This window comes from Rhizobium sp. Root1220, from assembly GCF_001426265.1.
Taxonomy (GTDB): domain Bacteria; phylum Pseudomonadota; class Alphaproteobacteria; order Rhizobiales; family Rhizobiaceae; genus Rhizobium.
The window spans coordinates 48,053-69,405 of the sequence record NZ_LMDG01000037.1 but is presented as its reverse complement, the minus strand read 5'-3'; the positions used below and the strand labels follow the sequence as shown (position 1 = coordinate 69,405).

Sequence of the window (21,353 nt, the reverse complement as noted above, 5' to 3'; positions counted from 1 at the left end):
ATTCATACACCCTACACAGCAAAGGGGACAAACAAAAGCCGACGCATGCAACTTTTTGTTGTTTTAGTTTGGCAATTTCGCTAGGCAGCAGAAATAAATGGGATTATTTTCCTCGTTCATTCTCCTGCAAACGACAAAGCCGGGCTTTCGCCCGGCTTTTCAATTTCATTCTGACGATGTCAGCCGCGGCCGCGCTTGCGGCGCTGACCAAGGCCCATTTCCTTGGCGAGGCGCGAACGCGCTTCGGCATAGGCTGGGGCGACCATCGGGTAGTCCGCCGGCAGGTCCCACTTCTCGCGGTATTCTTCGGGAGAAAGGCTGTGATGGGTCATCAGGTGTCGCTTGAGCGACTTGAAGTTGCCGCCACATTCCAGGCAGGTGATCTGCTCATCCTGAACTGATTTGCGAACCGAAACCGCTGGCTTCTGCTTTTCGACAACCGCCATGGCAGTCTGCGGCGTCGAAGTACTGCTCAGAGCAGAATGTACGTCAGAGATCAGGTTGGCAAGATCGCTAACAGGCACAACATGATTGCTGACATAGGCGGCGACAATATCCGCGGTTAGCTCCACCAGCAATTCCGGCCCGCTACCGGCTGCAGTATCCGTCATAATTTCGTTTCTCCTGTTTGCATGCTCGAAAGGTCTAAAGCCTATTCAGCCAAGACCGCCATCGTAGAGCCAACAGCAAAAGAACTCAGGCTACGGCTACCTGTTTTGGAAAACTGAAATCCACCCCTAGATTCCTGAGGCCGAAACCCGTTCTTATACTGCCCGATTTTGAATTAGTACGCTCTCACGCAGGTCACTTCCTCAATTAAACACTGAAATGCGATGATAATGAGGAAATAAGCAACGTGTTTCTAATTCAATATCAGAACTCTACTTGAACTTCCAAATATCACCGATTTGCGAAAACGCCAATTACTATTTCATATATATCTACCGAAAAATGCCTGCTCTCCAAGAATTGATGGGCAACTGCCTAAACATTAACCATTGAAACATCTATGTCACACTGCAAAAAACTGCTTAAAATACTGAATCGGCAATACTCTCATCTTTTAGCGAGATCATCCCGTACCGATTGAGGCCCCAGTCTATAACCTGCCTTGTGTGCCGCCTTCGCAAGCAGGTGCGCCGCAACCGGCGCAGTCAGTAGAAAAAAGACAAACCCGGCAAGCGCGCGGATAAGAGCAGCGACCTCTCCCGATCCGATACCCGCAGCAAGGAGAAGAAGGCCGGAGCCCACCGTTCCTGCCTTGGAAGCGGCGTGCATCCGCGTGTAGAGATCCGGCAGCCGCACGATGCCGATCGCAGCCACCAGCGCGAACAGGGAGCCGGCAAGCAGCAGAAAAGACACAACGATCGCGACCGCATAGCTTATCATTTCTTACCCTTACCGCCTTTGCGCCCGCCGCCTTTGCCCCCAACTTTGGGCATTTTCGGGGCAGAACCGTGTTTTTTTCTGTCCCGTTCCGGGACAATCGGGCGCGACATCACGAAGCGTGCGAAGGCGACGGTCGCCAGAAATCCGACGAGACCCAACGAAATGGCGATATCGATGTAAAGCGGAAAACCGGTCTTGACTGCCAGGACGGCGATGAAACCGATGGCCGTGCCGGACAAAGTGTCGAGCGCCAATACCCGGTCGGGAAGCGTCGGGCCGGCGATCACCCGCCAGGCCGCCAGCAGGAAAGCAAGGCTGAGGATGACCAGCGCAACGGCGGCGGCGAAGGATACGATCGCGGGTGCCGACATCATCGAAACGCCTCCATGATCTTGCGCTCGAAACCGTCGGCGATATCGCGTTTGACGGCCTCGGGGTCGGCGCAATCGAGGGCATGAACATAGAGGGTGCTGCGGTCGTCGGAGACGTCGACCGAAAGCGTGCCGGGCGTCAGCGTAATCATGTTGGCGAGAAGGGTAATCTCGAAGTCTCGGTCGACGGTAAGCGGGAACGCGAAGATGCCGGGGGTCAGCTGCATGTCGCGACTGCAGACCGTGACAGCGACCCGAAGCGCCGACAGCGTCAACTCCCTCAAGAACAGCAATGCCAGCGACAGGATGGCGAGCAGCCGGCGAAGGTACCCCTTGCTGCCATAAGGCTCACGCACGACCGACAAGGCTATTGCGCCGAGGACCGCGCCGAAGAGGAAGTTGTGAGCCGATGCGCCGCCCGTGACAGCAACCCAGGCGATCGCAAGCAGGAGGTTGAGAAGCAAGCCGATCATGGCCCCACGCCTCCGGGGAACACCGAGTAGACATAGGCCGACGGATCGGCAAGACCCGCAGCGGCGGACTGGGTCAGTTCGAACATTTGTTGGGGCAGAATACCGAAGCCGACGACGATGGCCGTCAGCACCAGCAGCGGCAGGGCTGTACGCCAGCCCAGCGTTGCCGCTTCCCCCGCCCCGACTGTCGCCGGACGCCAGTAGGCGAGGATGACGACCCGTCCGAAAACAACCGTCGTCAGAAAGCTGCCGATCAGGATCGTCGCTGCCATCCACCACGCGCCGACATCGACCGACGCCTTGACGAGGATTACCTTCGGCCAGAAACCCGAGAATGGCGGCAGGCCGCAGGCGGCAACGAAGAGAATGAAGGAGACGGCGGAAAAGCCGGGATTGCGCCGATAGAGGCCGCCGAGCGCCGTCAGCGAGAAACTGCCGCCAAGGGCCGCAGTCTGCCCGGCCAGCAGGTAGAGGGCGGTCATCAGGATCATCGAGTGAACCGCATAGAAGACCGCGCCGGAAAGACCGCCCGGGGTGCCTAGCGCAATACCGATCAGCATGTTGCCGATGCCAGAAATAACGACGTAGCCGAGCAACTTGCGGATATCGTCCTGCGCAAGCGCGCCGAGCGCACCGACGACGACCGTTGCCGCGCCGGCGGCGGCGATCAGCAGGCTCAGTTGCTCGCGTTCCGCCGGCAACAGCATGACCATGATGCGGATCAGCGCATAGACGCCAACCTTGGTCAGCAGGCCGGCAAACAGCGCCGACACGACTATGCGTGGCGTGTGATATGAGGCCGGCAGCCAGAAATTGACCGGAAAGGCGGCGGCCTTCATGGCAAAGGCAAGCAGTATCAGCGCCGACAGCGTGACCAGCGGCGCCGTCGCGCGCAGCCCTTCCGCCTTGGTGGCGATGTCAGCCATGTTGAGGGTGCCGAAGACCGCATAGACGATGCCGACAGCAATCAGGAAAAGCGTCGTGCCGATCAGGTTCAAGACGGCATATTTCATCGCTCCGTCGATCTGGCCGCGCTCCGACCCCAGGATCAGCAGTCCGAACGACGAAATCAGCAAAACCTCGAACCACACATAGAGGTTGAAGATGTCGCCGGTGAGAAACGCGCCGCTGACGCCGGCCATCAGCAGCATCAGGAACGGAAAGAAACCGTAGCGGCGGCCGCTGTCCGTCACATCCGCCAGCGCATAGACGCCGCCGGCGAGAGCCGCGATCGCCGCCGTCAGCGCCATGAGGGCGCCGAAAACGTCGACGGTGAAGGCGATGCCGAAGGGTGGCAGCCAGCGGCCCATGACCATGGTAAAGGGACCGTGCGCGATCACCCGGGCCAGCAGGCAGGCGTCCAGAAGCACCAGGACCATAAGCCCGGGAATGGCGATCCGGGCCTGCAGCCGCAGCGATCCGCGCAGCATGAGCAGGATTGCGCCGATCGCGATGCACAGCGCGACCGGCGCGATTGCCAGCCAATTCGCCATTGGAACGGGCGCGGCCACCAGGGCGGCGGAAAGATCGACTATCACATCGGTTGGGGTTGCCATCTCCTAGTATCCCAGCGGCGGTAGTGGCGGGTTGGCGGGCTCGGCGATACGCATCTCGTCGGTGTTGTCGGTGCCGATGTCCTGATAGGCGCGGTAGGTGAGGACCAGCAGGAAGGCAAGGAACGAAAACGAGATGACGATTGCCGTCAGGATCAATGCCTGTGGCAACGGGTTGGCGGCGCCGGCCGGGAGCGTATCGAGATGTTGCGGAATGATTGGCGGCACCTCGCGGGTGAGCCGCCCGGCGGTAAAGAGCAGGAGGTTCACGGCGTTGCCAAGTATCGCGATGCCCAGCATGATGCGGATCGAGAATTTCGACAGCATCAGGTAGACCGCCGCGGCAAAAAACAGGCCGACTAGGATCGCAAAGAGAGGCTCCATCACTCGACCTCCCTTTCCTCAAGCGCCAGCGCGATCGAGGTGATGGCGCCGACCACCACCAGGTAAACCCCGATATCGAAAAGCAGGACGCTGGAGAGCGCCACCTCGACGCCGAAGACCACCGGGTAAACCCACAGGCCGGTCATGAACGGCACGGCGAAGAAGAGCGACAGCAGGCCGGCACAGCAGGACATCAGGAGGCCGGTGCCGGCGATCGCCAGCGGATGAAAGACCACGGCGCGGCGCACGGAGCCGACGCCGCGGGCAATGCCGAAGATTGCCAGCGCCGAGGCCGCGATCAGTCCGCCGATGAAGCCGCCTCCCGGCTCGTTGTGTCCGCGCAGAAGCACGAACACCGAGAAGAGCAGCATCAAAGCGGTCAGCACCGGGGCAATGGTGCGGAAGATCAGCGTGTTCATGGGCGTTCGACTCCGAGATCTTCCGGAGCATCCGGATCGTTCTCCGCCAGCTTCCGCTCGGACTGCGCCCGGACCCGGATCAACGCCAGGATCGCCAGACCGGTCACTGCGACGACGGCGATCTCGCCGAGGGTATCGGTACCGCGGAAATCGACGATGATGACGTTCACGACGTTGGCACCGTGGGCGATCGTTTTCGAGAAGGTGTTGAAGAATTCGGTCAGCGTCGTGTTGAAGGGCATCTCCGTTGCCTTCATCAGAAGCAGTGTCAAACCGCAGCCGCACGCGATCGCGATGGTCGAGTCGAAGAGCCGTTGGCCGGGCGGCCGCCGGTCGGTCGGCGACAGCTTCAGGCGCGTCATGACAAGCGCCAGGATGACGACCGACAGTGTCTCCACCATGAATTGCGTGAAGGCGAGATCGGGCGCGCCGAAGAGCAGGTACAGGATCGCGACCGCAAAGCCCTGTATGCCGAGGGAGACGATTGCGGTCAGCCGATCGCGCGCAACGACCACTGTTGCAAGGCCGATCACGGCAAGCAGGAAGATCGCCCATTCATGAACCTGCACGCCAACCGGCCATGCCGGCAGTGACGGCAATTCGCCGAACAGCCACAGGGGAACAAGAAGAACGGCGGCGACGCAGATGAAAGTGCAGGTGACATAGAGTTCCAGCCGACCGGGCTGGACGAAGCGGGTCACATGGTGGGAAATCCGGACCAAGCCGGCAATGAAATAGTCAAAGCCACGATCCGGCCCTGAACCGAGCCTGCGCAGCAACGCGATCATCAGGAACCGTGCGCGGTCGAGTTGCCAATAGACGGCGATGCCGAGCACGATCGTCAGGGCGGAAAGGAGCAGCGGCACACCGATATGCGGAACGACCGAAATCTTGATCTGGACTGGCGAACCCCCGACCGCAGAGGCCATCGGAGACGAAATGTAGTGATGGGCAATTCCGGAAAAAAGTGCGCCGGCTAGTCCGAGAACGGCCAGGAGAACCGGCCCTGCCCAGAGCAATGGCGGCGCCTCGTGCGGGTGCTTCGGCGTCTCAATGACCGTGCCGACAAAAGGCTTCAGCGCCACCGCGAAGCCGATCGCAAACATCAGCGCATTGCCGAAAACGGCAACGATCGTAAAGACGATGGACCTGAGATCGCCGTGGGCCAACGCGGCATAGACTTCCTCCTTGGCGAGAAAGCCCAAAAACGGAGGCAGGCCGCCCATCGAGATGGCGGCAGCGAGAGCGGCCGCGAATGTCAGCGGCATGGCATGTCTCAGACCGCGCAACCGGGTGGCATCGCGCGTCCCCGTCTCATGGTCGATGATGCCCGCCACCATGAACAGTGCGCCCTTGAAGAGCGAATGGGCAACCAGATAAAGCACTGCCGCCTCCGCGGCATTAGGGGATCCGAAGCCGATCAGCAGCACCAGGAGACCGAGCGACGAGACGGTCGTATAGGCGAGCCTCAGCTTGAGATCCGTCTGCCGCAGAGCGAGGAGCGTGCCGACCAGCAATGTCGTGCCGCCAAAGACCGGCAACAGGATTTCCCACTCTGGCGTTCCCCCCATCGCCGGATTGAGCCGCATCAACAAATAGACACCGGCCTTCACCATGGTAGCGGAATGCAGGTAGGCGGATACGGGCGTCGGCGCCTCCATGGCGTTCGGAAGCCAGAAATGGAAGGGAAACTGCGCAGACTTGGTAAAGGCGCCGCCGAGGACGAGCAGCAGCATGGCCGTATAGTAGGGATTGGCCCGCAACAGATCGCCAGAGGCGAGCAATGTCGACAGTTGCGTCGCGTTCGTGGTGCTCCAGATCAGCAGCAGACCTGCGAGCAAGGCCAGCCCGCCGCCGCCGGTGACCACGAGCGCCTGCAGCGCGGCGCGGCGCGATGCTTCACGCGTGTGGTCGAAGCCGATCAGCAGGAAGGACGTGATCGAGGTCAGCTCCCAAAAGACAAAGAGCATCAGCAGGTTGTCGGAAACGACCAGACCGAGCATTGCGCCCATGAACAGAAAAATGAACGAGAAGAAGCGTCCCTGGTCTGCATGTCCCTTGAGATAGCCCCCTGCATAGAGAACGATCAGCGTACCGATACCGGTGATCAGCAGCGCAAAGGTCACAGACAGGCCGTCGAGCAGCCATGAGAAGCGCAGATCGTAGCTCGGAACCCAGGCGTAACCGCCCGTGATGACCTCGCCGCCGGCAATTGCAGGAAGCAGGCTGAAGAAGTGCAGGAAGGCAAGCAACGGCGCCAGCGCGAGAAGCCAGGCCGCGTTCGCGCCAAGCGCCCGGACAAGTGGAGGTGCGACGACGGCGGCTAGGAAAGGCAGACACAAGGCCGCAAATGTCAGAGCCGTGACATCGGCCATGTCCCCTCCTCGACTGCCCGGAATCCGGCCGGGCCGGAAGCGTTCGTCAGGTTTAGGAGAAGACCAGCGTCATCTCAAGCCTTCTTTGGTGGGGAAACGCCGTTTGCCATGCGATAATGGCAAAGAACGGGATGTGCCGAACCAGAAAAACGCCACCACAGCCGAGCATGAAACATGAAGAAAACAAGCATCAGCGGCCACACGGAAACGCTTATCACACCCGCCGCTCTGTATAGCGTCCATCCGTCACGATTTGCCCACCCCTCAAGAAGGGTAACGAGCAGAAAAATGGACGAGACAGCAAAATATCCAGCAAACATAAAACTTGAAAACACGGCACCCTCCTACCGCATCGACGAATATTATTAGCAATACGTTAAATATCTAAAGTATTAAACACATCTATTCTGTCTAGACGGAAGCCACGCCTTCGCTGAAAGGCGTACGCCGTCGATCGATCTGCTCCGGCGCACCGCGGGCTTCAAGACGAATCAAAATGAGCGCGCCGGGGGGGGCATTGCGGCATTCCCGGCACGAGCTTATCGTCGCGTCTGCTGCGTGCGCGGCTGTCCAGGTGCGTAACGGCCGACCGTTGCCGGCACCGGTTGGAACGAACGGAAGTCAGCGGGGAACCCGCAACTCCATGAACGTCAGATCCAGCCAACGCCCGAACTTCGTGCCAACTTCGAAAAACGTGCCGCCGTTGCGGAAGCCGAGTTTTTCGTGAAGCTTGATCGACGCGACATTGCCGGCCTCGATACCGGCAATCATGACGTGGATGCCATTTTCGGCCGCGCGCGCAATGAGCGCCACCATCAGCAGCTTGCCGACACCAGCGCCCTGATGGTCCTTCTCGACATAGACCGAATGCTCGACCGTGTGACGGAAACCGTCGAAGGCCCGCCAATCTCCATAGGATGCGTAGCCGGCGATCTTGCCTGCAGTCTCCGCCACAAGAACCGGGAAGCCCCTTGCCTTTCGAACATTGAACCAATCGACGCGGTTGTCGAGATCCACGACCGTCTCGTTCCAGATCGCCGTCGTGTGCTCGACCGCGTGGTTGTAGATATCGCGGATGGCGGGCAGATCGGCTTCGGTCGCGTCGCGTACGAGAACGGCTTGCGTCATAAATTGCAGTCCACTATTATTTCAATATGTCCACTATATCAAATGACTTCGATCGCTGTCTAGGGGAACGGGTCCGCGCGGAGCGCGAATTGCGGGGCTGGTCGCTCAGCGACCTCGCCAACCAGTCGGGCGTCTCGCGCGCCATGATTCACAAGATAGAGCGCAGCGAGAGCAGCCCGACCGCTTCGCTTCTCGGCAAGCTTTGCGGCGCGTTCAGCCTCACCGTGTCTTCCCTCGTCGCACGCGCGGAAGCGGGTGGACAGCGCCTCGTGCGCCGTTCGGAGCAACATGTCTGGACCGACCCTGAAACGGGCTATTCACGCCGCCAGATTTCGCCTGCAAACGGCAATCCCTTCGACATCGTCGAGATCGACCTGCCAGCAGGCGCTTCCGTCGCCTATCCGGCTTCGTCCTTCGTCTTTCTTCGGCAATGCATATGGATGCTCGCGGGAGAGCTTACCTTCGTCGAGGGGGAAACCACTCACACGCTGCATGCCGGCGACTGCCTGCTGCTCGGACCTGCCGCGAACTGCGAGTTTCGCAACGACGGCACCACAGATTGCCGCTATGTGGTGACGGTCGCAAAGGTCGGCTGAAAGCGATAGGCTCCCGGCAAAAGGACGCTCTCCGCGCCGCGGCGCTGCCGATGATCAGAGACTGGGCGCCGGCATGCTCAGACAGGTGAAAACAGCCGAGTAGTGAACCGCCGCCGCGGCGACAACGAAGCCGTGCCAGATTGCGTTCTGGAAGCGCAGTTTTTCCCACACGTGAAAGATGACGCCGAGCGAATAGATGATCCCGCCGACAACGATGAGCAGCATCGACGCGAACGGAATGCGCTCCGCCACCGGTCCGGCAACCAGCACGCCGCTCCAGCCCATGCCGAGATAGAGCAGGATTGCGAGCTTGTCGTAGCGTCCGGGAAAGGCGCACTTCAGAAAGACGCCCAGTGCGGCGATAGACCAGATGCCGATCAGCATTCCGAGCAGCAGCGGGTTGTCGGCACCACGCTCCAGAAAGGGCGTGTAGGTTGCAGCGATCAGGATGAAGATCGACGAATGATCCAGCCGGCGCAGGAACCACTTCGTCCGCGACACCGGCCACGCATTGTAGGAAAACGAGATACCGAGCGTCAGGACCAGACCGACGCTGTAGATCCACGCAGCCGCTAGCTCGCCGTGGGTGCTCCAGACGGAGGCGTAGAAAATGAGTACCGTGGCGCCCACCAGGGCGAGCGCCAACCCGACGCCGTGAACGATACCATCGGCAATCAGCTCATATTTGTCGTAAGCCCAGCGGATGCCGTTGAACTCGGTCATGCACGAAATCCTCATCATGTCCGATGCAATCGTGTCACCGATAAAGGACGTGCGCAACAGAAGAGCCTTGCCGCGTCGACAAATCTTCTCTTGCGAATTCGCACGCCACTAGCTCATGCAATCCTCGCAAAGCGGTGCGTAGGGGACGGCCGCGAGGCGCTCCGGGGAGATCGGCTCGCCGCAGCGCGCGCACAGCCCGTAGGTTCCATTGTCGATCCGATCGAGCGCCGCGCGGATCGCGCGCAGTTCCGCCTGACCGGCCTGACCAAGTCCTTCGAGGACCTCGTCGTTCTCGCTCTCGGTCGCGCGGTCGTCGCTGTCCTGTTCCTTGGTGCGGCCGAGATCGACGTCGATCCGGTTAAGGCGCGATTCAAGCTCCCGCTGCCGATCACGCAGGATCTTCTCATAGCTGTCGTAACGCTCCCGATTTTTCTCCATGGCGCTTCTTCCTAGCGTTGCCTGTCGACCAGCACCGAGCATTTGGCGTGTCGCACCACGCGGTCGGCCGTGGCGCCGATGAAGTAATTGCTGAAGTCCGGCACATGCGAGGCAAGGATGATCAGGTCCGCGCCATGGGCTTCGGCTGCCGCGAGAATACCGCTGGCCGGGCGTCCGTGACTGATCTCGATGCTGGCCGGAATTCCGGTGGTGACAACCAATGCCTCCAGCTTTTCGCGACCGTCCTTGATCGCATTTTCAATGAGTTCAGCGGGAAGATCGATTGCGACGTAGGTCGGTACATCCTCGACAACGTTGAGGAGGATGATCTCGCCCCCGGAATCAAGCAGCGTCGCAGCCTTGCGGAAGGTCTTCTCACCCGACGCCAGCGCACCAATCTCCACGGCAACAACAATCTTCTTGTACATTCACGCCCTCCATATCGCCCATTGCGGTTCGTTGGGCATCATTCCGAGAAAGTAGATAAGGCGCTTTGATCAAGATCAAGACATCAGCTCATCTGCCGTCAACATATTTTGAACGCTTCATCGCCAAAAACTGGCCTTCTGTGAACAATCGAAATCCGCCATATTGCAATCAAGTACAGCGGCCAAGGGGACCTTAGAGGCAATGGACCGGCGAAAATTCCTTGGCATCGCTACAGGCAGCGCTCTCGCTGCCACCGCCGGTACGCCTTCATATTCAAGGGCAGGAGCACCCAGCATGACGACCACCGAAAAGTCCTACGCACTGACACGCCCTGCCTATGTCGATCACTCACATCTGATCGTCCGCGATCTTGGGTTGGTCTCGAGCTTCTATCAGTCGATGCTGGGCCTCAAGGTTCTGGAAAAAACTGCAAGCGGCGAAGTCCTGGGTGTCGACGGCACACCACTCCTGACACTGACGACCGGCACGGATGTCCGCGCCGCGCCGCGCAATGCAGCCGGTCTGTTCCACACCGCTTTCCTGATGCCAAACCGCACCGAGCTTGCCCGCTGGCTCCGCCATGCGGCAAACAACAACGTTACGCTGGACGGCGCTTCGGACCATCTCGTGAGCGAAGCGATCTATCTTGCTGATCCGGAAGGCAACGGCATCGAGATCTACGCGGACCGTCCCCACGAGCAGTGGAAATTCCATCAGGACGGCCAGGTGGAAATGGCAACGCTGCGGCTCGATCTGCAATCACTCTACGAAAGCGCGCCACAGGATTCCTGGAACGGCATGGCGGATGGCACGGCAATCGGCCACATCCATCTGCAGGTCGGCAATATTCCGGAAGCCGATACCTTCTATCGCGACGTCCTCGGTCTCAAGCTGATGGCGCGTTACCCGGGCGCGAGCTTCTTTGCCACCGGTGACTACCACCACCATGTCGCGGCCAACATCTGGAACAGTCGCGGCGCCGGCGCCCGTGCGGACGGCATGACCGGCCTCTCGGACTATGCCCTGCGCTTCAACGACAAGGCGGCGCTGGACACGGCTGTCGCCAAGCTCGACGAGCTCGAAATCAAGAGCGAGCGGCGCGATGGCGGCGTGTTCCTGCGCGATCCGTGGGGCATCGGCCTGACATTGTCGGCCTGATCAATTCACTCTGCCGCCTCTGCGACGGCGCGCATTTCGCTGCGATAGAATTTCGGTGCGCGGCCGGTGATGCGCTTGAAGGCGTTGCTGAAGGCGCTTTCGGAGGTGTATCCAAGCGAACGTGCGAGCGTTGAGACCGGCAGGTTTTCCTCACGCAGCAATTTCTCCGCCAGCCGCATCCGCCACTCCGTCAGATAGGCAAGCGGCGCAACTCCTGCGACAGACTTGAAATAGACGGCGAAGGTCGTGCGCGACATGGCAGTCGCGGCGGCGAGTTCCCCGAGCTGCCAGGCGCGGCCGGGATCGGCATGCATCAATCGCAGTGCCGGTGCGATCCGGCGATCGCTGACGGCACGCAACAGACCGGCAGCGAGCCGCCCGCCGTCCTCCAGATGAACGCGCAGCAACTGCACGAGCATCAACTGCGCAAGCTGCGTCGAGGCCACGGCGACGCCCGGCAAATCCGACATCTGTTCACTGACGATCTGACCGACCAGCCATTGCAGGACGGTCGCCTGCGCACCTCCAGCCCTGGCATGAATGAAAGGCGGAAGCACATCCATCAGCAAGGCACCGCGCACCGGATCAAGCCCGGCGTGGCCGCCGATCAGCTCGACCTCTTCGATTTCCGACAGTCGTGTCATCTTGCCGGCCCAGCCGGCAAAGAGCGGCTTTGCTTCCCTGGGTTCGATGGCGAGATCGCTGGCAAGCAGGAACGGGCGGCCCGAAACGAGAAAGGTGTCGCCGGCTTCCAATCGGACCGGTCCCGCCGCACCCTCAACATCGAGCAAGCAGCGGCCTTTCAGAACGGCGTAGAACTTGATCCTCTCCGGCCGGAAGCGGATCGACCAGTCGCCACCGATCGTGAAGCCACCTGAAATCACCGACTGCGCATTGGTGAGCGTCAGCAGGTCGGAAAAGGGATCATCGGACATTTTCGAATTCTCACGCATGCAATTGGAATTTACAAGTATTTTAAATTCGAAATTCCAGGCGCAATCTCCCTGCCGGAATAGAGCATGGAGATGCATCATGAGCCTTATGAAACGCAAACTCGGCAGGCAGGGCCTCGAGGTCTCGGCCATCGGCCTCGGCTGCATGCCAATGAGCCAGTCCTATGGACCGGCGGATGAGAAGGAAGCGATCGCCACGCTTCACCGGGCAATCGAGATAGGCTGCACCTTCTTCGATACTGCCGAAGTTTATGGCCCCCACACGAACGAGGATCTGCTCGGCCGCGCCTTCAAGGGTCGGCGGCAGGACGTCGTGATCGGCACCAAGTTCGGCTTCCGCATCCGCGACGGCAAGCAGGTCGGCACGGAAACCACGAGCCGTCCTGAGGATATCCGCGCTGCCGTCGAAGGCTCGCTTCGCCGCCTTCAAACGGATCACATCGACCTTCTCTATCAGCATCGCGTCGACCGCACCGTGCCGATCGAGGAGGTGGCCGGGACCGTCGGCGAACTGGTGAGCGAGGGCAAGGTACGCTTTTTCGGGCTCTCGGAGGCGGGCGTCGCCAATATCCGTCGCGCCCACGCCGTCCACCCGGTCTCGGCGCTGCAGAGCGAGTACTCTCTATGGGAGCGCAACCTCGAGCCCGAGATCATTCCGGTGCTGCGCGAGCTCGGCATTGGCCTTGTGCCGTTTTCGCCGCTCGGCCGCGGCTTCCTCACCGGCAAGATGATGCGCGCGGAAGAGTATCCGGAAGGCGATTTCCGGCGCAACGATCCGCGCTATCAGGGCGAGAACTACGACGCCAATGTCGCATCGGTCGAAATCGTGCATGCCGTTGCCCGCGACGAGCAGGCGACGCCCGGCCAGATTGCGCTTGCCTGGCTGCTGCACAAGGGCGAGGACGTTGTGCCTATCCCCGGCACCAAGCGCCGCAGCTATCTCGAGGAGAATATCGGCGCCGCAGGCATTTCGCTCAGCCCATCGCAAATGCAGGCGCTCGACGAGGCGCTCGCGCCCGCCAATGTCTCCGGTAAGCGGTATGCAGACTGGATCATGGCAACCATCGACCGCTAGGCGGCGAGCAGCTTGAATGAAGGGCCGCGCCGAAGGGCGCGGCCTGTCACCACCCTGCGGAAGCCAGCCCCCGGGAACTCAAACCTCATCCGCGCGTTAGGGTGCCGAGGAATTGTACCTCCGGGGAACTACCATCCATGGGTTTTGCCACTGGCATCCGCAAGCAAGCGAGCAAGATAGCGATCGGCGAGCGTCGCCTCAGCAGCTGGGCGACAAGCCTTAGCGAGGCGACGGAAGAGCTGCCCCAGGCGCCGGTGCGCCGGGTGGAGAAGGACGGGCTGGATATCTCGATGGCTTGGGCCATCATCGGTATATTCACCATTCTCGGCCTTGCGGCCGTCTACACGATGTCGCTGATCCTCATCCCACTGACGTTGGCGATTGTCGTCGGCATGATCCTCGGGATGCTGGCCGAAAAACTCAGCAAGCTCGGCGTTCCGCGCATCACCAATGCGGTGATCCTGTCTGCCAGCGTTGCGCTGGTCATCTTCCTTGTCGCCAACTCGCTGGCCAGTCCGCTGACGACACTCGCCAACGAAGGTCCGGCTTTTGCCGAAAAGACGATGGCACGGCTGATGCCCTACCTCGAGCGGATCAAGTGGCTGCACATCACGCCCGCCACGTTCCAGAGCGGCCCCATGTCGATCGACAAGCTGCTTGAGAACACCGGCAACGTGCTGCATGTCGTCACCGCGAACCTGACGCCCGCTCTCATCCAGGCGCTGATCTTCTTCGCGGCACTGCTGCTGTTCTTGGCAGGGCGTGTCAACCTGCGCAAATCCATTATCATGGTGTTCCGGACGCGACCGCAGCGGCTCGCTGCCATCCGCGTCATCAATGGCGTCGAGCAGGTTCTCGGCTTCTATTTCGCCACCGCATCGCTGATTTATGTGTGCCTCGGTGTCACCATGGTCGTGATCGCCTATTTCGGAGGTCTCTCGGCGCCTGTGCTGTGGGGCTTCTTCGCCTTCCTGTCGAGCTTCGTTCCTTATCTCGGAATTACACTGATGACGCTGGCCGTCGCGATAGCCGGCATCATCACGCATGACGGTTTTCTGATCGGCCTGATCCCGGCGGCCGCCTTCTTTGCAGTGCACCTTGTGATGGAAAACCTGATCTTTCCGGCAGTGATGGGTCGTCGCCTGGAAATCAACCCGTTCGTGGTGTTTATCGCCATACTGTTCTGGACTTGGATGTGGGGCGCAGTTGGTGCTATGCTCGCGTTGCCACTATCACTGATCGTAATGACCATCATCGATGAACTCTTCATCGAAGAAAAAGTACAGCCGCAACTGCCTAAGTAATCGGGGTATGACGCGTCAGATGGCGGATATTGACCTTGGAGAGTCCACCCATGACCGACTGATGAGCGGCTATTCGCTCTGGGGACATGGCGGCGTCAGGCCAACCTATCAACCGCTTGCAGAAAATATCAAGGTCGACGCGCTCGTTGTCGGCGGCGGGATTACCGGTGCCCTGATTGGCCAAAACCTGTCAGAGCGCGGCCTTTCCGTCGTGATCGTCGACCGCGAGGAGCCCGGCCTTGGAAGCACAGCCGCCAGCACGGCCATGCTCCAGTGGGAGATCGATCGGACGCTTACCGAGCTTGAGGATTTCTACGGCTTCGAACGCGCCGTCGGCATCTACCGGCGCAGCGCCGCTTCCGTCGCCGGCCTTGCCAAGCTTATCGCTGCCCATCGCATTCCCTGCTGCTTCCGACCCAGGCAATCGCTGTTGCTCACCAGTAACCACGAGGGCGCGCGGGATTTGCTGACCGAGGTGGACCTGCGCCAGCGAGCCGGGCTGCCAAGCACCTATCTGGAGCATTGCGACCTGTTCACCGAATTCGAACTCGACCGCGACGCCGCAATCCTTTCCCGTGGTTCGGCCGAGGCCGATCCGCTGCTTCTGACATGGGCGCTTCTGGCGCTGGCCACCCAGCAGGGCGCACGCCTCCTCAATGCCTCCATCACACGGCTGGATAGCGAGGCCGGCAATGTCACGGCCGAGACGGATCGGTCCTTCGTGATCGAAGCGAAGAGCGTCGTGCTCGCGACCGGCTACACCATGCCCGGCATCGATATTCCGAAGCTGCATCGCACAACCTCGAGCTGGGCGCTGGCGACGGTACCGCAGGACCCGGCAACGCTCTGGCGCGATCGGGCGCTAATTTGGGAAGACAGCCATCCCTACCTCTATATGCGCACGACACCCGATGGCCGGATCGTCGCCGGCGGCGAGGACGACGATACCGTCGATCCTAACGCCCGCGACGAGAAGCTGCCGGAGAAGATCATGACGATCCGCGAAAAGATGGAGCGGCTGTGGCCGAAGGCGGATACGCGCGTCGCGAACGCCTGGTGCGGCACCTTCGGCGAGACCATTGACGGATTGCCGCTGATCGGGCCCGTTCCCTCGATGCCGCAAGTCTATGCCGCCTACGGATATGGCGGCAACGGCATCACCTTCTCCTATCTTGCATCCCAGATGATCGGCGCGATGATCGGTGGTGTGTACCGGGAGTGGTTCGAGGATTTCGCACTGGATCGCGTGGGGCCCGGCACCGGCGGTGCCGCCGTCCGATACGATCGCCTTGAAAGTGCGGTCAGCTAGGAGCCGCAGACGCGCGACCTTATGCCGATGATGCGCGTTCGATGTACGTGCCCCGATAGTTCGCATCATGTCCTGTGAGCCATCAAACGAAGCTGGCTATAGCGATGTTGGAGACTGACAAGGAATTCGCCGGATCGATTCCGGAAAATTACGACCGCTACATGGTGCCGTTGATTTTCGCGCCATATGCCGCGGATATTGCGCAAAGAGCTTTGGCCTTCTCACCACATGTCGTCCTGGAAACGGCAGCCGGCAGCGGGGTTGTCACCCGGGCCTTGGCGCCAGGGCTGCCCCAGGGTGCAAGCTATACCGCAACAGACCTGAACCAGCCGATGCTCGACTACGCCGCATCGAAACAGCCTCCCGACATCCGCATCAAATGGCATCAGGCGGATGCTTTGGCGCTGCCGTTTGAAAATGCGACCTTTGATCTCGTTTGCTGCCAATTCGGTGCGATGTTCTTTCCGGACCGCCCCACTGGCTATCGCGAAGCGAGGCGAGTCCTGAAGCCCGGTGGACATTTCCTGTTCAGCGTATGGGACCGGATCGAGGAGAACGTCTTTGCGGATGACGTCACCAATGCTCTTGCAACAATTTTTCCTGACGATCCGCCGCGCTTTTTGGCACGCACGCCGCACGGCTACCACGATACGGCACTCATCCGTCGCGAGTTGGAAGACGCGGGTTTCTCCCATGTGGAAATAGACACCAGAGCCGAGCAAAGCCGCGCATCCTCACCGCGCCTTCCGGCTGTTGCCTATTGCCAGGGAACTGTTCTTCGCAACGAGATCGAGGCTAGAGGCGGAAAGCTCGAAGCCGCAACCGACTACGCCGCATCCGTGATCGCCAACAGACATGGCAGCGGCGAGATAGCTGCCAAAATTCAGGCACATGTAATCACGGCCATGGCCTAGGCGCAGGATTCCCCCTCCAAGCCTCCGTCGTCCCTCGCCTGCGCGTCGGAATTTGGTCGCCTTGATGCAAAGAGTTGCGACCCGAAGCGGACGTTCGGATGCTCGCCGCCCAATCAAGACTGCAAGATTTGCGGGGAGACGATCAAGTTCTTTGGCGTTATGAAGAGTGATTGCGGATCACAACCACCGAGGTCTCTCCCCATGGCGTTGAACGTACTTTTCATTGGCGGCACCGGCCAAATCTCGTATCCATGCGTCGAGCGCGCCGTTGCCCAGGGTCATCAGGTCAGCGTCTATAATCGCGGCTTGAGAGGCAACCCGTTGCCCGCGGGTGTGACCTCGATCGTCGGCGACCTTGGATCGCCGGCCTACGCGGATCTCGCCAGGGCCAAATACGACGTCGTATGCCAGTTCATCGCCTTCACGCCCGATCAGGTCGCGCGCGACATCGCGGTCTTCTCGGGCAATTGCGGTCAATACGTTTTCATCTCTTCGGCCTCGGTCTACGAGAAGCCGGCGCGTCACTATGTCATTACCGAGAAGACGCCGGCGATCAATCCCTACTGGCCGTACAGCCAGGCCAAGATTGCCTGCGAGGAATTGCTCAAGACGTCCAATAACCTGGCCTGGACGATCGTCCGCCCCAGCCACACCGTTCGCACGGGCCTGCCGATCATGATGGGCGACAGCGACGTCATGGCGAGACGCATGCTGGATGGCGAGCCCACTATCGTGGCGGGCGATGGGCACACGCCCTGGACACTGACGCGCTCGGTCGACTTCGCAGTGCCTTTCGTCGGGCTTTTCGGCAAGCAAGTAGCGCTAAGCGAGATTTTCCACATCACCTCGGATCGCGCGCACATCTGGGACGACATTCAAAAGACCATCGCCAGATTGCTGGGGGTGGAGGCCAAGATCGTCCACGTGCCGACGGACACCCTGATCAAGTACAATCCGGACTGGGTCGGTCCGCTCAACGGCGACAAGGCCTGGACTGCGATCTTCGACAATTCGAAGGTCAAGCAAGTGGCAGGCAACTTCACCTGCGCCGAGAGCCTGGATGAAATCCTGGCGGAGCCGATCATGCACCTTAAGCAGCGCCTTGCCAAAAATCGTCCGCCAAGGGGTGAACTCGATGCCCTGATCGACAGGATTTGCGCCGCACAGAGCGCCCTTGGCTAGGGATGTCCCCTGGGCGCTCGGCATTCCGCCCGGTGCAGGTCGAAAGCAGCGTTGACCGCTGTCGGCCCGTAGCGGCGCCCTTTTCTCTGTACCATGTGTTGCCGCCCTGCACTTGCAGCGGCGTTCGGACTCAATCAACATAAGGCCGTAGCGTGCGAACTGGGAGGTTTCCTGCATGGCTCCGCCCGGTTTCTTTCAAATATGTGCAGGTGGGAGCAATACCGTGGCATCTGTTTCGACCAAGATACTGGGTTACGCCGTCCTGTTGATCTCCGTCGCACCGGCAGCGTATGCGCAGTCCAGCAGCGAGGAACTGGCGAAGAAACTTTCAAACCCGATTTCCTCGCTGATCAGCGTTCCGTTCCAATACAACTACGATCAGGGATATGGACCGCAGGACGGCAGTCACAATCTCGTCAACATCCAGCCGGTTATTCCATTTTCACTCAACGAAGACTGGAACCTCATTTCCCGAACAATCCTGCCGGTGGCGTGGCAAGACGATATCGCTGGCCCGTCGGGAGAGCAGTTCGGGCTCGGTGACACACTACAGAGTTTCTTTCTGTCGCCAGCCAAGCCAACTGAAAGTGGGATTATCTGGGGCGTTGGTCCTGCGTTCTTGCTGCCCACCGCAACCGACGAGTTCCTGGGAACCGGGAAATGGGGCGCGGGTCCGACCGGCGTTGTTCTCAAGCAGGAAGGTCCCTGGACCGTCGGGATGCTGGCAAACCATATCTGGTCGTTCGCCGGGCAAAGTGATCGGCAGGACGTGAGCTCGACGTATCTTCAGCCGTTCATCTCCTACACCACCGTCCACGCCTGGACCTTTACGTTGAACACGGAAAGCACTTACGACTGGGAGAATGACGCGTGGTCAGTTCCTATCAACTTCCAGGTCTCCAAGATCGTCAAGTTTGGCGAACAGCCCGTTAGTTTTGGCGTGGGTGCGCGTTACTGGGCGGATTCACCGGAAAACGGGCCGGACGGCTGGGGAGTTCGGGCAGTGATCACGTTCCTGTTTCCGAAGTAGGCGCCAGCACGGAACCAAGCGACCCGAGCAACAGCTGGTCGCGAAACAAGCGCGCCTAATGCATCTGTGGTTATGGCTTCACAAGTCCGCCGTGGTAATCTAACCGATAGACCTCCTTGGCCTCGACGTAGATCCGCTCGATCCCGACAAACCCTTCAACACTCTCGTTACTGTTATCAACATAGCGGTACTGTCGAACGACATATTCGAACGCGCCAAGGAATCTGCCGAGTCGGTACAAGGCCGACAACGCTTCTTGTATGACCGTACCGGCGATGGCCCCGTCGATAAGTTCCTGATCTAGGATGCGGCCATAATAATTCATGGCCCAAACAGGGTCATCATTTTTCCAGACGACTTCCTGCCCAAGAAAATCAGTGCCTCCAAAATAGCTGTCCAGATAGCTCCAGGGACCACACTCGTAACGGATATCATGTGAGGCGCGACGACAGGCATGCGAAGCGCTGCCGCCTCCAACGTATGTCGCCCGTTTTGCTTCCAGAATAAAAGCTTGCAGGCCTTCCATGACATATCCTCTCCCTAGAACATTGAAAAAACATTCCACAGGTGTGGGTATCTGCCAAGTGCCGGTCGGCGGGATTCACAAGAGAACCGCGAGGTGCAAATGCCGGAGCATTCGGCAAGCTGTAGGGGCTAAGCTCGCCCACGTCTTCGGCAGGCTCACTCAGTCGTCTAGTCGTCGCCGCTGTCCACGACATCCTGCAGCCTGACGAAGTCGGTGCCCTTGGCCTCGAGATCGAGGATGGCCCTGGCTACACCCTCGCCTGCCGCGTGCGTCGGCTGGTTGATGTGTGAAATCACCACATCGCCGTCCCCGCCTGCGACAAACGAGCTTTGCTGTTTGGCAGACGGCGCAAAGCCGCGGTCTGTCAATGACTGCTGTCGGCCCGTTGCGGTCATAAGCCTCAATTCTGTGGCAAGTTGCCAAACCCTTTCTGTGGTGACTTGGGGCAACAATGAACACATGGCTTTCCGCTAGTGCTCCGAACGTCGTCGTTCAATTCACACCTTTGTCATGTTCGGTGCCTAGCCGTCGGTGCATGTTTCTCGTTGGCGAGGTTATCCTCTTGGCAAAGTATCGGCCGCGCATCGTAGTTGTCGGCGCTGGTATCATCGGTTCAGCGATCACATACAATCTTGCCATTCGGGGCGCGGACGTCCTGCTTCTGGAGAAAGGACACTCGGCTGGTTGTGGCGTCACGGCTCGGGCCTTTGGTTGGATCAACGTCATCAATGGCACGCCTGGTGACCAAAACTATGCCCTCTGGCGCAAGGCAGTCGTCGAGTATCAGCATCTGAAAGACGCCCTTCCAACGGCCTTCTCAAGCGCACGTTCCGGCTCCCTTATCTGGAAGGCTACAGCACAGGAAACAGAGCAGTTTGCAGAGCTTCACCGGGACGCTGGAGAAGATGTCGAACTACTGCAAGCAAGCGATTTGCGCAGATTGGTGCCTCGTCTTCGTCAGGTTCCGGATGTTGCCGCCTTGTCGCCGAATGATTTGGCACTGGACCCACGGAATCTTGCCAAAGACTTGGTAACGGCCGCAGTTGCCGCCGGCGGCACCACGCGCTTTGACGCGGAAGTCTGTGCCATCGACGCCGTAAACGGCAAAGTCTCCGGCGTACGGGTCGGAGATGAGACGATCAAGGCAGACGTCGTCGTTATGGCTGCAGGCGCTGATATACAAGCTCTAACAGACCGGCTCGGGATTGAAACGGACCTAACGACGTCTCCAGCCTTGCTTCTCCGCTACGCATGCAACCGCCCCATCATCAACCATATCCTGCGAGGTCCCCGACTGGAAATCAGACAGGCCGCTGACAACGCTCTGCTTGTCGCGAAGTCGTACGTTGCAACCGGAGACGAAAATGGCCCGCAACTCATCGGCGAAAAGTTTCTTGCAGTCATGAAGGAAGAGTTGGATTTGCCCAGCGACGTCGCGCTGAAAAATGCAGAGGTCGGTGAACGTCCAGTCTTTTCCGATGGCCTGCCGCGACTGGGCTTGCTGTCGGAAGTCGGCAACCTCTACCTCGCAGTCGGCCATCCCGGTGTCATTTTGGCACCCCTATTAGGCCGCATGACCGCGGAGGAAATTCTGGAAGCCTGATCGCCTATCACCTCAGCTGGG

24 protein-coding genes and 1 pseudogene are annotated in these 21,353 nt (G+C 60.0%); 9 read left to right on the top strand and 16 right to left on the bottom strand.

The window, feature by feature from the left end:
- Positions 1–179: 179 nt before the first annotated feature.
- The 10 genes from ASC90_RS26575 to ASC90_RS26535 form a co-directional block, all read right to left on the bottom strand.
- Entirely contained in the window at positions 180–611 is a 432-nt protein-coding gene (locus ASC90_RS26575; RefSeq protein ID WP_056547482.1) for a MucR family transcriptional regulator, read from the bottom strand.
- 445 nt (positions 612–1,056) lie between these two features.
- Positions 1,057–1,389 carry a monovalent cation/H(+) antiporter subunit G gene (gene mnhG / locus ASC90_RS26570; protein ID WP_056547479.1) on the bottom strand — a complete coding sequence of 111 codons (333 nt, stop codon included), beginning with the start codon at positions 1,387–1,389 and terminating at the stop codon, positions 1,057–1,059.
- On the bottom strand, positions 1,386–1,763 hold the full coding sequence (locus ASC90_RS26565) for a cation:proton antiporter (protein ID WP_056547476.1): 378 nt from the start codon (positions 1,761–1,763) through the stop codon (positions 1,386–1,388). Before ASC90_RS26565 ends, mnhG begins: the two co-directional genes overlap by 4 nt.
- On the bottom strand, positions 1,760–2,233 hold the full coding sequence (locus ASC90_RS26560; protein WP_056547473.1) for a Na+/H+ antiporter subunit E: 474 nt from the start codon (positions 2,231–2,233) through the stop codon (positions 1,760–1,762). Before ASC90_RS26560 ends, ASC90_RS26565 begins: the two co-directional genes overlap by 4 nt.
- Positions 2,230–3,789: a Na+/H+ antiporter subunit D gene (locus ASC90_RS26555; RefSeq protein WP_056547470.1), complete on the bottom strand. Its 1,560-nt coding sequence runs from the start codon at positions 3,787–3,789 to the stop codon at positions 2,230–2,232. Before ASC90_RS26555 ends, ASC90_RS26560 begins: the two co-directional genes overlap by 4 nt.
- Positions 3,790–3,792: 3 nt before the next feature.
- Positions 3,793–4,170 carry a Na+/H+ antiporter subunit C gene (locus ASC90_RS26550; protein ID WP_056547467.1) on the bottom strand — a complete coding sequence of 126 codons (378 nt, stop codon included), beginning with the start codon at positions 4,168–4,170 and terminating at the stop codon, positions 3,793–3,795.
- Complete coding sequence (locus ASC90_RS26545) at positions 4,170–4,589, bottom strand: Na(+)/H(+) antiporter subunit B (protein WP_056547464.1); 420 nt, start codon at positions 4,587–4,589, stop codon at positions 4,170–4,172. The genes ASC90_RS26550 and ASC90_RS26545 overlap by 1 nt, the downstream gene beginning before the upstream one ends.
- Positions 4,586–6,964, bottom strand: coding sequence for a putative monovalent cation/H+ antiporter subunit A (locus ASC90_RS26540; RefSeq protein WP_056547460.1), 2,379 nt, complete (start codon positions 6,962–6,964; stop codon positions 4,586–4,588). Before ASC90_RS26540 ends, ASC90_RS26545 begins: the two co-directional genes overlap by 4 nt.
- A 74-nt stretch (positions 6,965–7,038) precedes the next feature.
- A complete protein-coding gene (locus ASC90_RS28560; RefSeq protein WP_082520059.1) occupies positions 7,039–7,284 on the bottom strand; it encodes a hypothetical protein in 246 nt (81 codons plus the stop codon).
- 301 nt (positions 7,285–7,585) lie between these two features.
- A complete protein-coding gene (locus ASC90_RS26535; RefSeq protein ID WP_056547457.1) occupies positions 7,586–8,092 on the bottom strand; it encodes a GNAT family N-acetyltransferase in 507 nt (168 codons plus the stop codon).
- Between the two features lie 26 nt (positions 8,093–8,118).
- Here ASC90_RS26535 and ASC90_RS26530 point away from each other — a divergent pair, with 26 nt between their 5' ends.
- Entirely contained in the window at positions 8,119–8,688 is a 570-nt protein-coding gene (locus tag ASC90_RS26530; protein ID WP_056547454.1) for an XRE family transcriptional regulator, read from the top strand.
- A 54-nt stretch (positions 8,689–8,742) separates the two neighbouring features.
- Here ASC90_RS26530 and ASC90_RS26525 read toward each other — a convergent pair whose 3' ends face one another.
- From ASC90_RS26525 to ASC90_RS26515, 3 genes are all read right to left on the bottom strand, one after another.
- Entirely contained in the window at positions 8,743–9,411 is a 669-nt protein-coding gene (locus tag ASC90_RS26525; protein WP_056547452.1) for a hemolysin III family protein, read from the bottom strand.
- Between the two features lie 108 nt (positions 9,412–9,519).
- Positions 9,520–9,849 carry a TraR/DksA family transcriptional regulator gene (locus tag ASC90_RS26520; protein ID WP_056547448.1) on the bottom strand — a complete coding sequence of 110 codons (330 nt, stop codon included), beginning with the start codon at positions 9,847–9,849 and terminating at the stop codon, positions 9,520–9,522.
- An 11-nt stretch (positions 9,850–9,860) separates the two neighbouring features.
- Positions 9,861–10,277: a universal stress protein gene (locus ASC90_RS26515; protein ID WP_056547444.1), complete on the bottom strand. Its 417-nt coding sequence runs from the start codon at positions 10,275–10,277 to the stop codon at positions 9,861–9,863.
- 202 nt (positions 10,278–10,479) lie between these two features.
- Between ASC90_RS26515 and ASC90_RS26510 the strand changes: the two genes are divergently transcribed.
- Complete coding sequence (locus ASC90_RS26510; protein ID WP_082520058.1) at positions 10,480–11,436, top strand: VOC family protein; 957 nt, start codon at positions 10,480–10,482, stop codon at positions 11,434–11,436.
- Positions 11,437–11,441: 5 nt separating this feature from the next.
- Here ASC90_RS26510 and ASC90_RS26505 read toward each other — a convergent pair whose 3' ends face one another.
- Entirely contained in the window at positions 11,442–12,371 is a 930-nt protein-coding gene (locus ASC90_RS26505) for an AraC family transcriptional regulator (RefSeq protein WP_056547438.1), read from the bottom strand.
- 97 nt (positions 12,372–12,468) lie between these two features.
- On the opposite strand from ASC90_RS26505, the gene ASC90_RS26500 reads away from it, so the two are divergent.
- The 6 genes from ASC90_RS26500 (at position 12,469) to ASC90_RS26475 (ending at position 19,203) form a co-directional block, all read left to right on the top strand.
- On the top strand, positions 12,469–13,464 hold the full coding sequence (locus tag ASC90_RS26500; RefSeq protein WP_056547437.1) for an aldo/keto reductase: 996 nt from the start codon (positions 12,469–12,471) through the stop codon (positions 13,462–13,464).
- A gap of 137 nt (positions 13,465–13,601) precedes the next feature.
- A complete protein-coding gene (locus tag ASC90_RS26495) occupies positions 13,602–14,768 on the top strand; it encodes an AI-2E family transporter (RefSeq protein ID WP_056547433.1) in 1,167 nt (388 codons plus the stop codon).
- 19 nt (positions 14,769–14,787) lie between these two features.
- Positions 14,788–16,077: an FAD-dependent oxidoreductase gene (locus ASC90_RS26490; RefSeq protein WP_056547985.1), complete on the top strand. Its 1,290-nt coding sequence runs from the start codon at positions 14,788–14,790 to the stop codon at positions 16,075–16,077.
- A 104-nt stretch (positions 16,078–16,181) separates the two neighbouring features.
- Positions 16,182–16,991 carry a methyltransferase domain-containing protein gene (locus ASC90_RS26485; protein WP_056547430.1) on the top strand — a complete coding sequence of 270 codons (810 nt, stop codon included), beginning with the start codon at positions 16,182–16,184 and terminating at the stop codon, positions 16,989–16,991.
- A gap of 201 nt (positions 16,992–17,192) precedes the next feature.
- Positions 17,193–18,173, top strand: coding sequence for an SDR family oxidoreductase (locus ASC90_RS26480; RefSeq protein WP_056547427.1), 981 nt, complete (start codon positions 17,193–17,195; stop codon positions 18,171–18,173).
- Positions 18,174–18,396: 223 nt separating this feature from the next.
- Positions 18,397–19,203 carry a hypothetical protein gene (locus ASC90_RS26475; RefSeq protein ID WP_056547424.1) on the top strand — a complete coding sequence of 269 codons (807 nt, stop codon included), beginning with the start codon at positions 18,397–18,399 and terminating at the stop codon, positions 19,201–19,203.
- A 70-nt stretch (positions 19,204–19,273) separates the two neighbouring features.
- Here the strand turns inward: ASC90_RS26475 and ASC90_RS26470 are convergent, their stop codons facing one another.
- Both ASC90_RS26470 and ASC90_RS28555 read right to left on the bottom strand, forming a co-directional pair.
- A complete protein-coding gene (locus ASC90_RS26470) occupies positions 19,274–19,729 on the bottom strand; it encodes a DUF5680 domain-containing protein (RefSeq protein ID WP_056547422.1) in 456 nt (151 codons plus the stop codon).
- Positions 19,730–19,896: 167 nt separating this feature from the next.
- A pseudogene (locus ASC90_RS28555) lies at positions 19,897–20,037 on the bottom strand (polysaccharide deacetylase); the annotation flags it as partial.
- Between the two features lie 227 nt (positions 20,038–20,264).
- On the opposite strand from ASC90_RS28555, the gene ASC90_RS26460 reads away from it, so the two are divergent.
- Positions 20,265–21,332, top strand: a complete 1,068-nt coding sequence (locus ASC90_RS26460) for an FAD-binding oxidoreductase (RefSeq protein WP_056547416.1) — start codon at positions 20,265–20,267, stop codon at positions 21,330–21,332.
- The last annotated feature ends 21 nt before the right edge of the window (positions 21,333–21,353 follow it).

Excerpts from the sequence above, each read along its gene's own strand:
- ASC90_RS26575 (WP_056547482.1), bottom strand. The coding sequence starts at position 611 with ATGACGGATACTGCAGCCGGTAGCGGGCCGGAATTGCTGGTGGAGCTA.
- mnhG (WP_056547479.1), bottom strand. The coding sequence starts at position 1,389 with ATGATAAGCTATGCGGTCGCGATCGTTGTGTCTTTTCTGCTGCTTGCC.
- ASC90_RS26565 (WP_056547476.1), bottom strand. The coding sequence starts at position 1,763 with ATGATGTCGGCACCCGCGATCGTATCCTTCGCCGCCGCCGTTGCGCTG.
- ASC90_RS26560 (WP_056547473.1), bottom strand. The coding sequence starts at position 2,233 with ATGATCGGCTTGCTTCTCAACCTCCTGCTTGCGATCGCCTGGGTTGCT.
- ASC90_RS26555 (WP_056547470.1), bottom strand. The coding sequence starts at position 3,789 with ATGGCAACCCCAACCGATGTGATAGTCGATCTTTCCGCCGCCCTGGTG.
- ASC90_RS26550 (WP_056547467.1), bottom strand. The coding sequence starts at position 4,170 with ATGGAGCCTCTCTTTGCGATCCTAGTCGGCCTGTTTTTTGCCGCGGCG.
- ASC90_RS26545 (WP_056547464.1), bottom strand. The coding sequence starts at position 4,589 with ATGAACACGCTGATCTTCCGCACCATTGCCCCGGTGCTGACCGCTTTG.
- ASC90_RS26540 (WP_056547460.1), bottom strand. The coding sequence starts at position 6,964 with ATGGCCGATGTCACGGCTCTGACATTTGCGGCCTTGTGTCTGCCTTTC.
- ASC90_RS28560 (WP_082520059.1), bottom strand. The coding sequence starts at position 7,284 with ATGTTTGCTGGATATTTTGCTGTCTCGTCCATTTTTCTGCTCGTTACC.
- ASC90_RS26535 (WP_056547457.1), bottom strand. The coding sequence starts at position 8,092 with ATGACGCAAGCCGTTCTCGTACGCGACGCGACCGAAGCCGATCTGCCC.
- ASC90_RS26530 (WP_056547454.1), top strand. The coding sequence starts at position 8,119 with ATGTCCACTATATCAAATGACTTCGATCGCTGTCTAGGGGAACGGGTC.
- ASC90_RS26525 (WP_056547452.1), bottom strand. The coding sequence starts at position 9,411 with ATGACCGAGTTCAACGGCATCCGCTGGGCTTACGACAAATATGAGCTG.
- ASC90_RS26520 (WP_056547448.1), bottom strand. The coding sequence starts at position 9,849 with ATGGAGAAAAATCGGGAGCGTTACGACAGCTATGAGAAGATCCTGCGT.
- ASC90_RS26515 (WP_056547444.1), bottom strand. The coding sequence starts at position 10,277 with ATGTACAAGAAGATTGTTGTTGCCGTGGAGATTGGTGCGCTGGCGTCG.
- ASC90_RS26510 (WP_082520058.1), top strand. The coding sequence starts at position 10,480 with ATGGACCGGCGAAAATTCCTTGGCATCGCTACAGGCAGCGCTCTCGCT.
- ASC90_RS26505 (WP_056547438.1), bottom strand. The coding sequence starts at position 12,371 with ATGTCCGATGATCCCTTTTCCGACCTGCTGACGCTCACCAATGCGCAG.
- ASC90_RS26500 (WP_056547437.1), top strand. The coding sequence starts at position 12,469 with ATGAGCCTTATGAAACGCAAACTCGGCAGGCAGGGCCTCGAGGTCTCG.
- ASC90_RS26495 (WP_056547433.1), top strand. The coding sequence starts at position 13,602 with ATGGGTTTTGCCACTGGCATCCGCAAGCAAGCGAGCAAGATAGCGATC.
- ASC90_RS26490 (WP_056547985.1), top strand. The coding sequence starts at position 14,788 with ATGGCGGATATTGACCTTGGAGAGTCCACCCATGACCGACTGATGAGC.
- ASC90_RS26485 (WP_056547430.1), top strand. The coding sequence starts at position 16,182 with ATGTTGGAGACTGACAAGGAATTCGCCGGATCGATTCCGGAAAATTAC.
- ASC90_RS26480 (WP_056547427.1), top strand. The coding sequence starts at position 17,193 with ATGGCGTTGAACGTACTTTTCATTGGCGGCACCGGCCAAATCTCGTAT.
- ASC90_RS26470 (WP_056547422.1), bottom strand. The coding sequence starts at position 19,729 with ATGGAAGGCCTGCAAGCTTTTATTCTGGAAGCAAAACGGGCGACATAC.
- ASC90_RS26460 (WP_056547416.1), top strand. The coding sequence starts at position 20,265 with ATGTTTCTCGTTGGCGAGGTTATCCTCTTGGCAAAGTATCGGCCGCGC.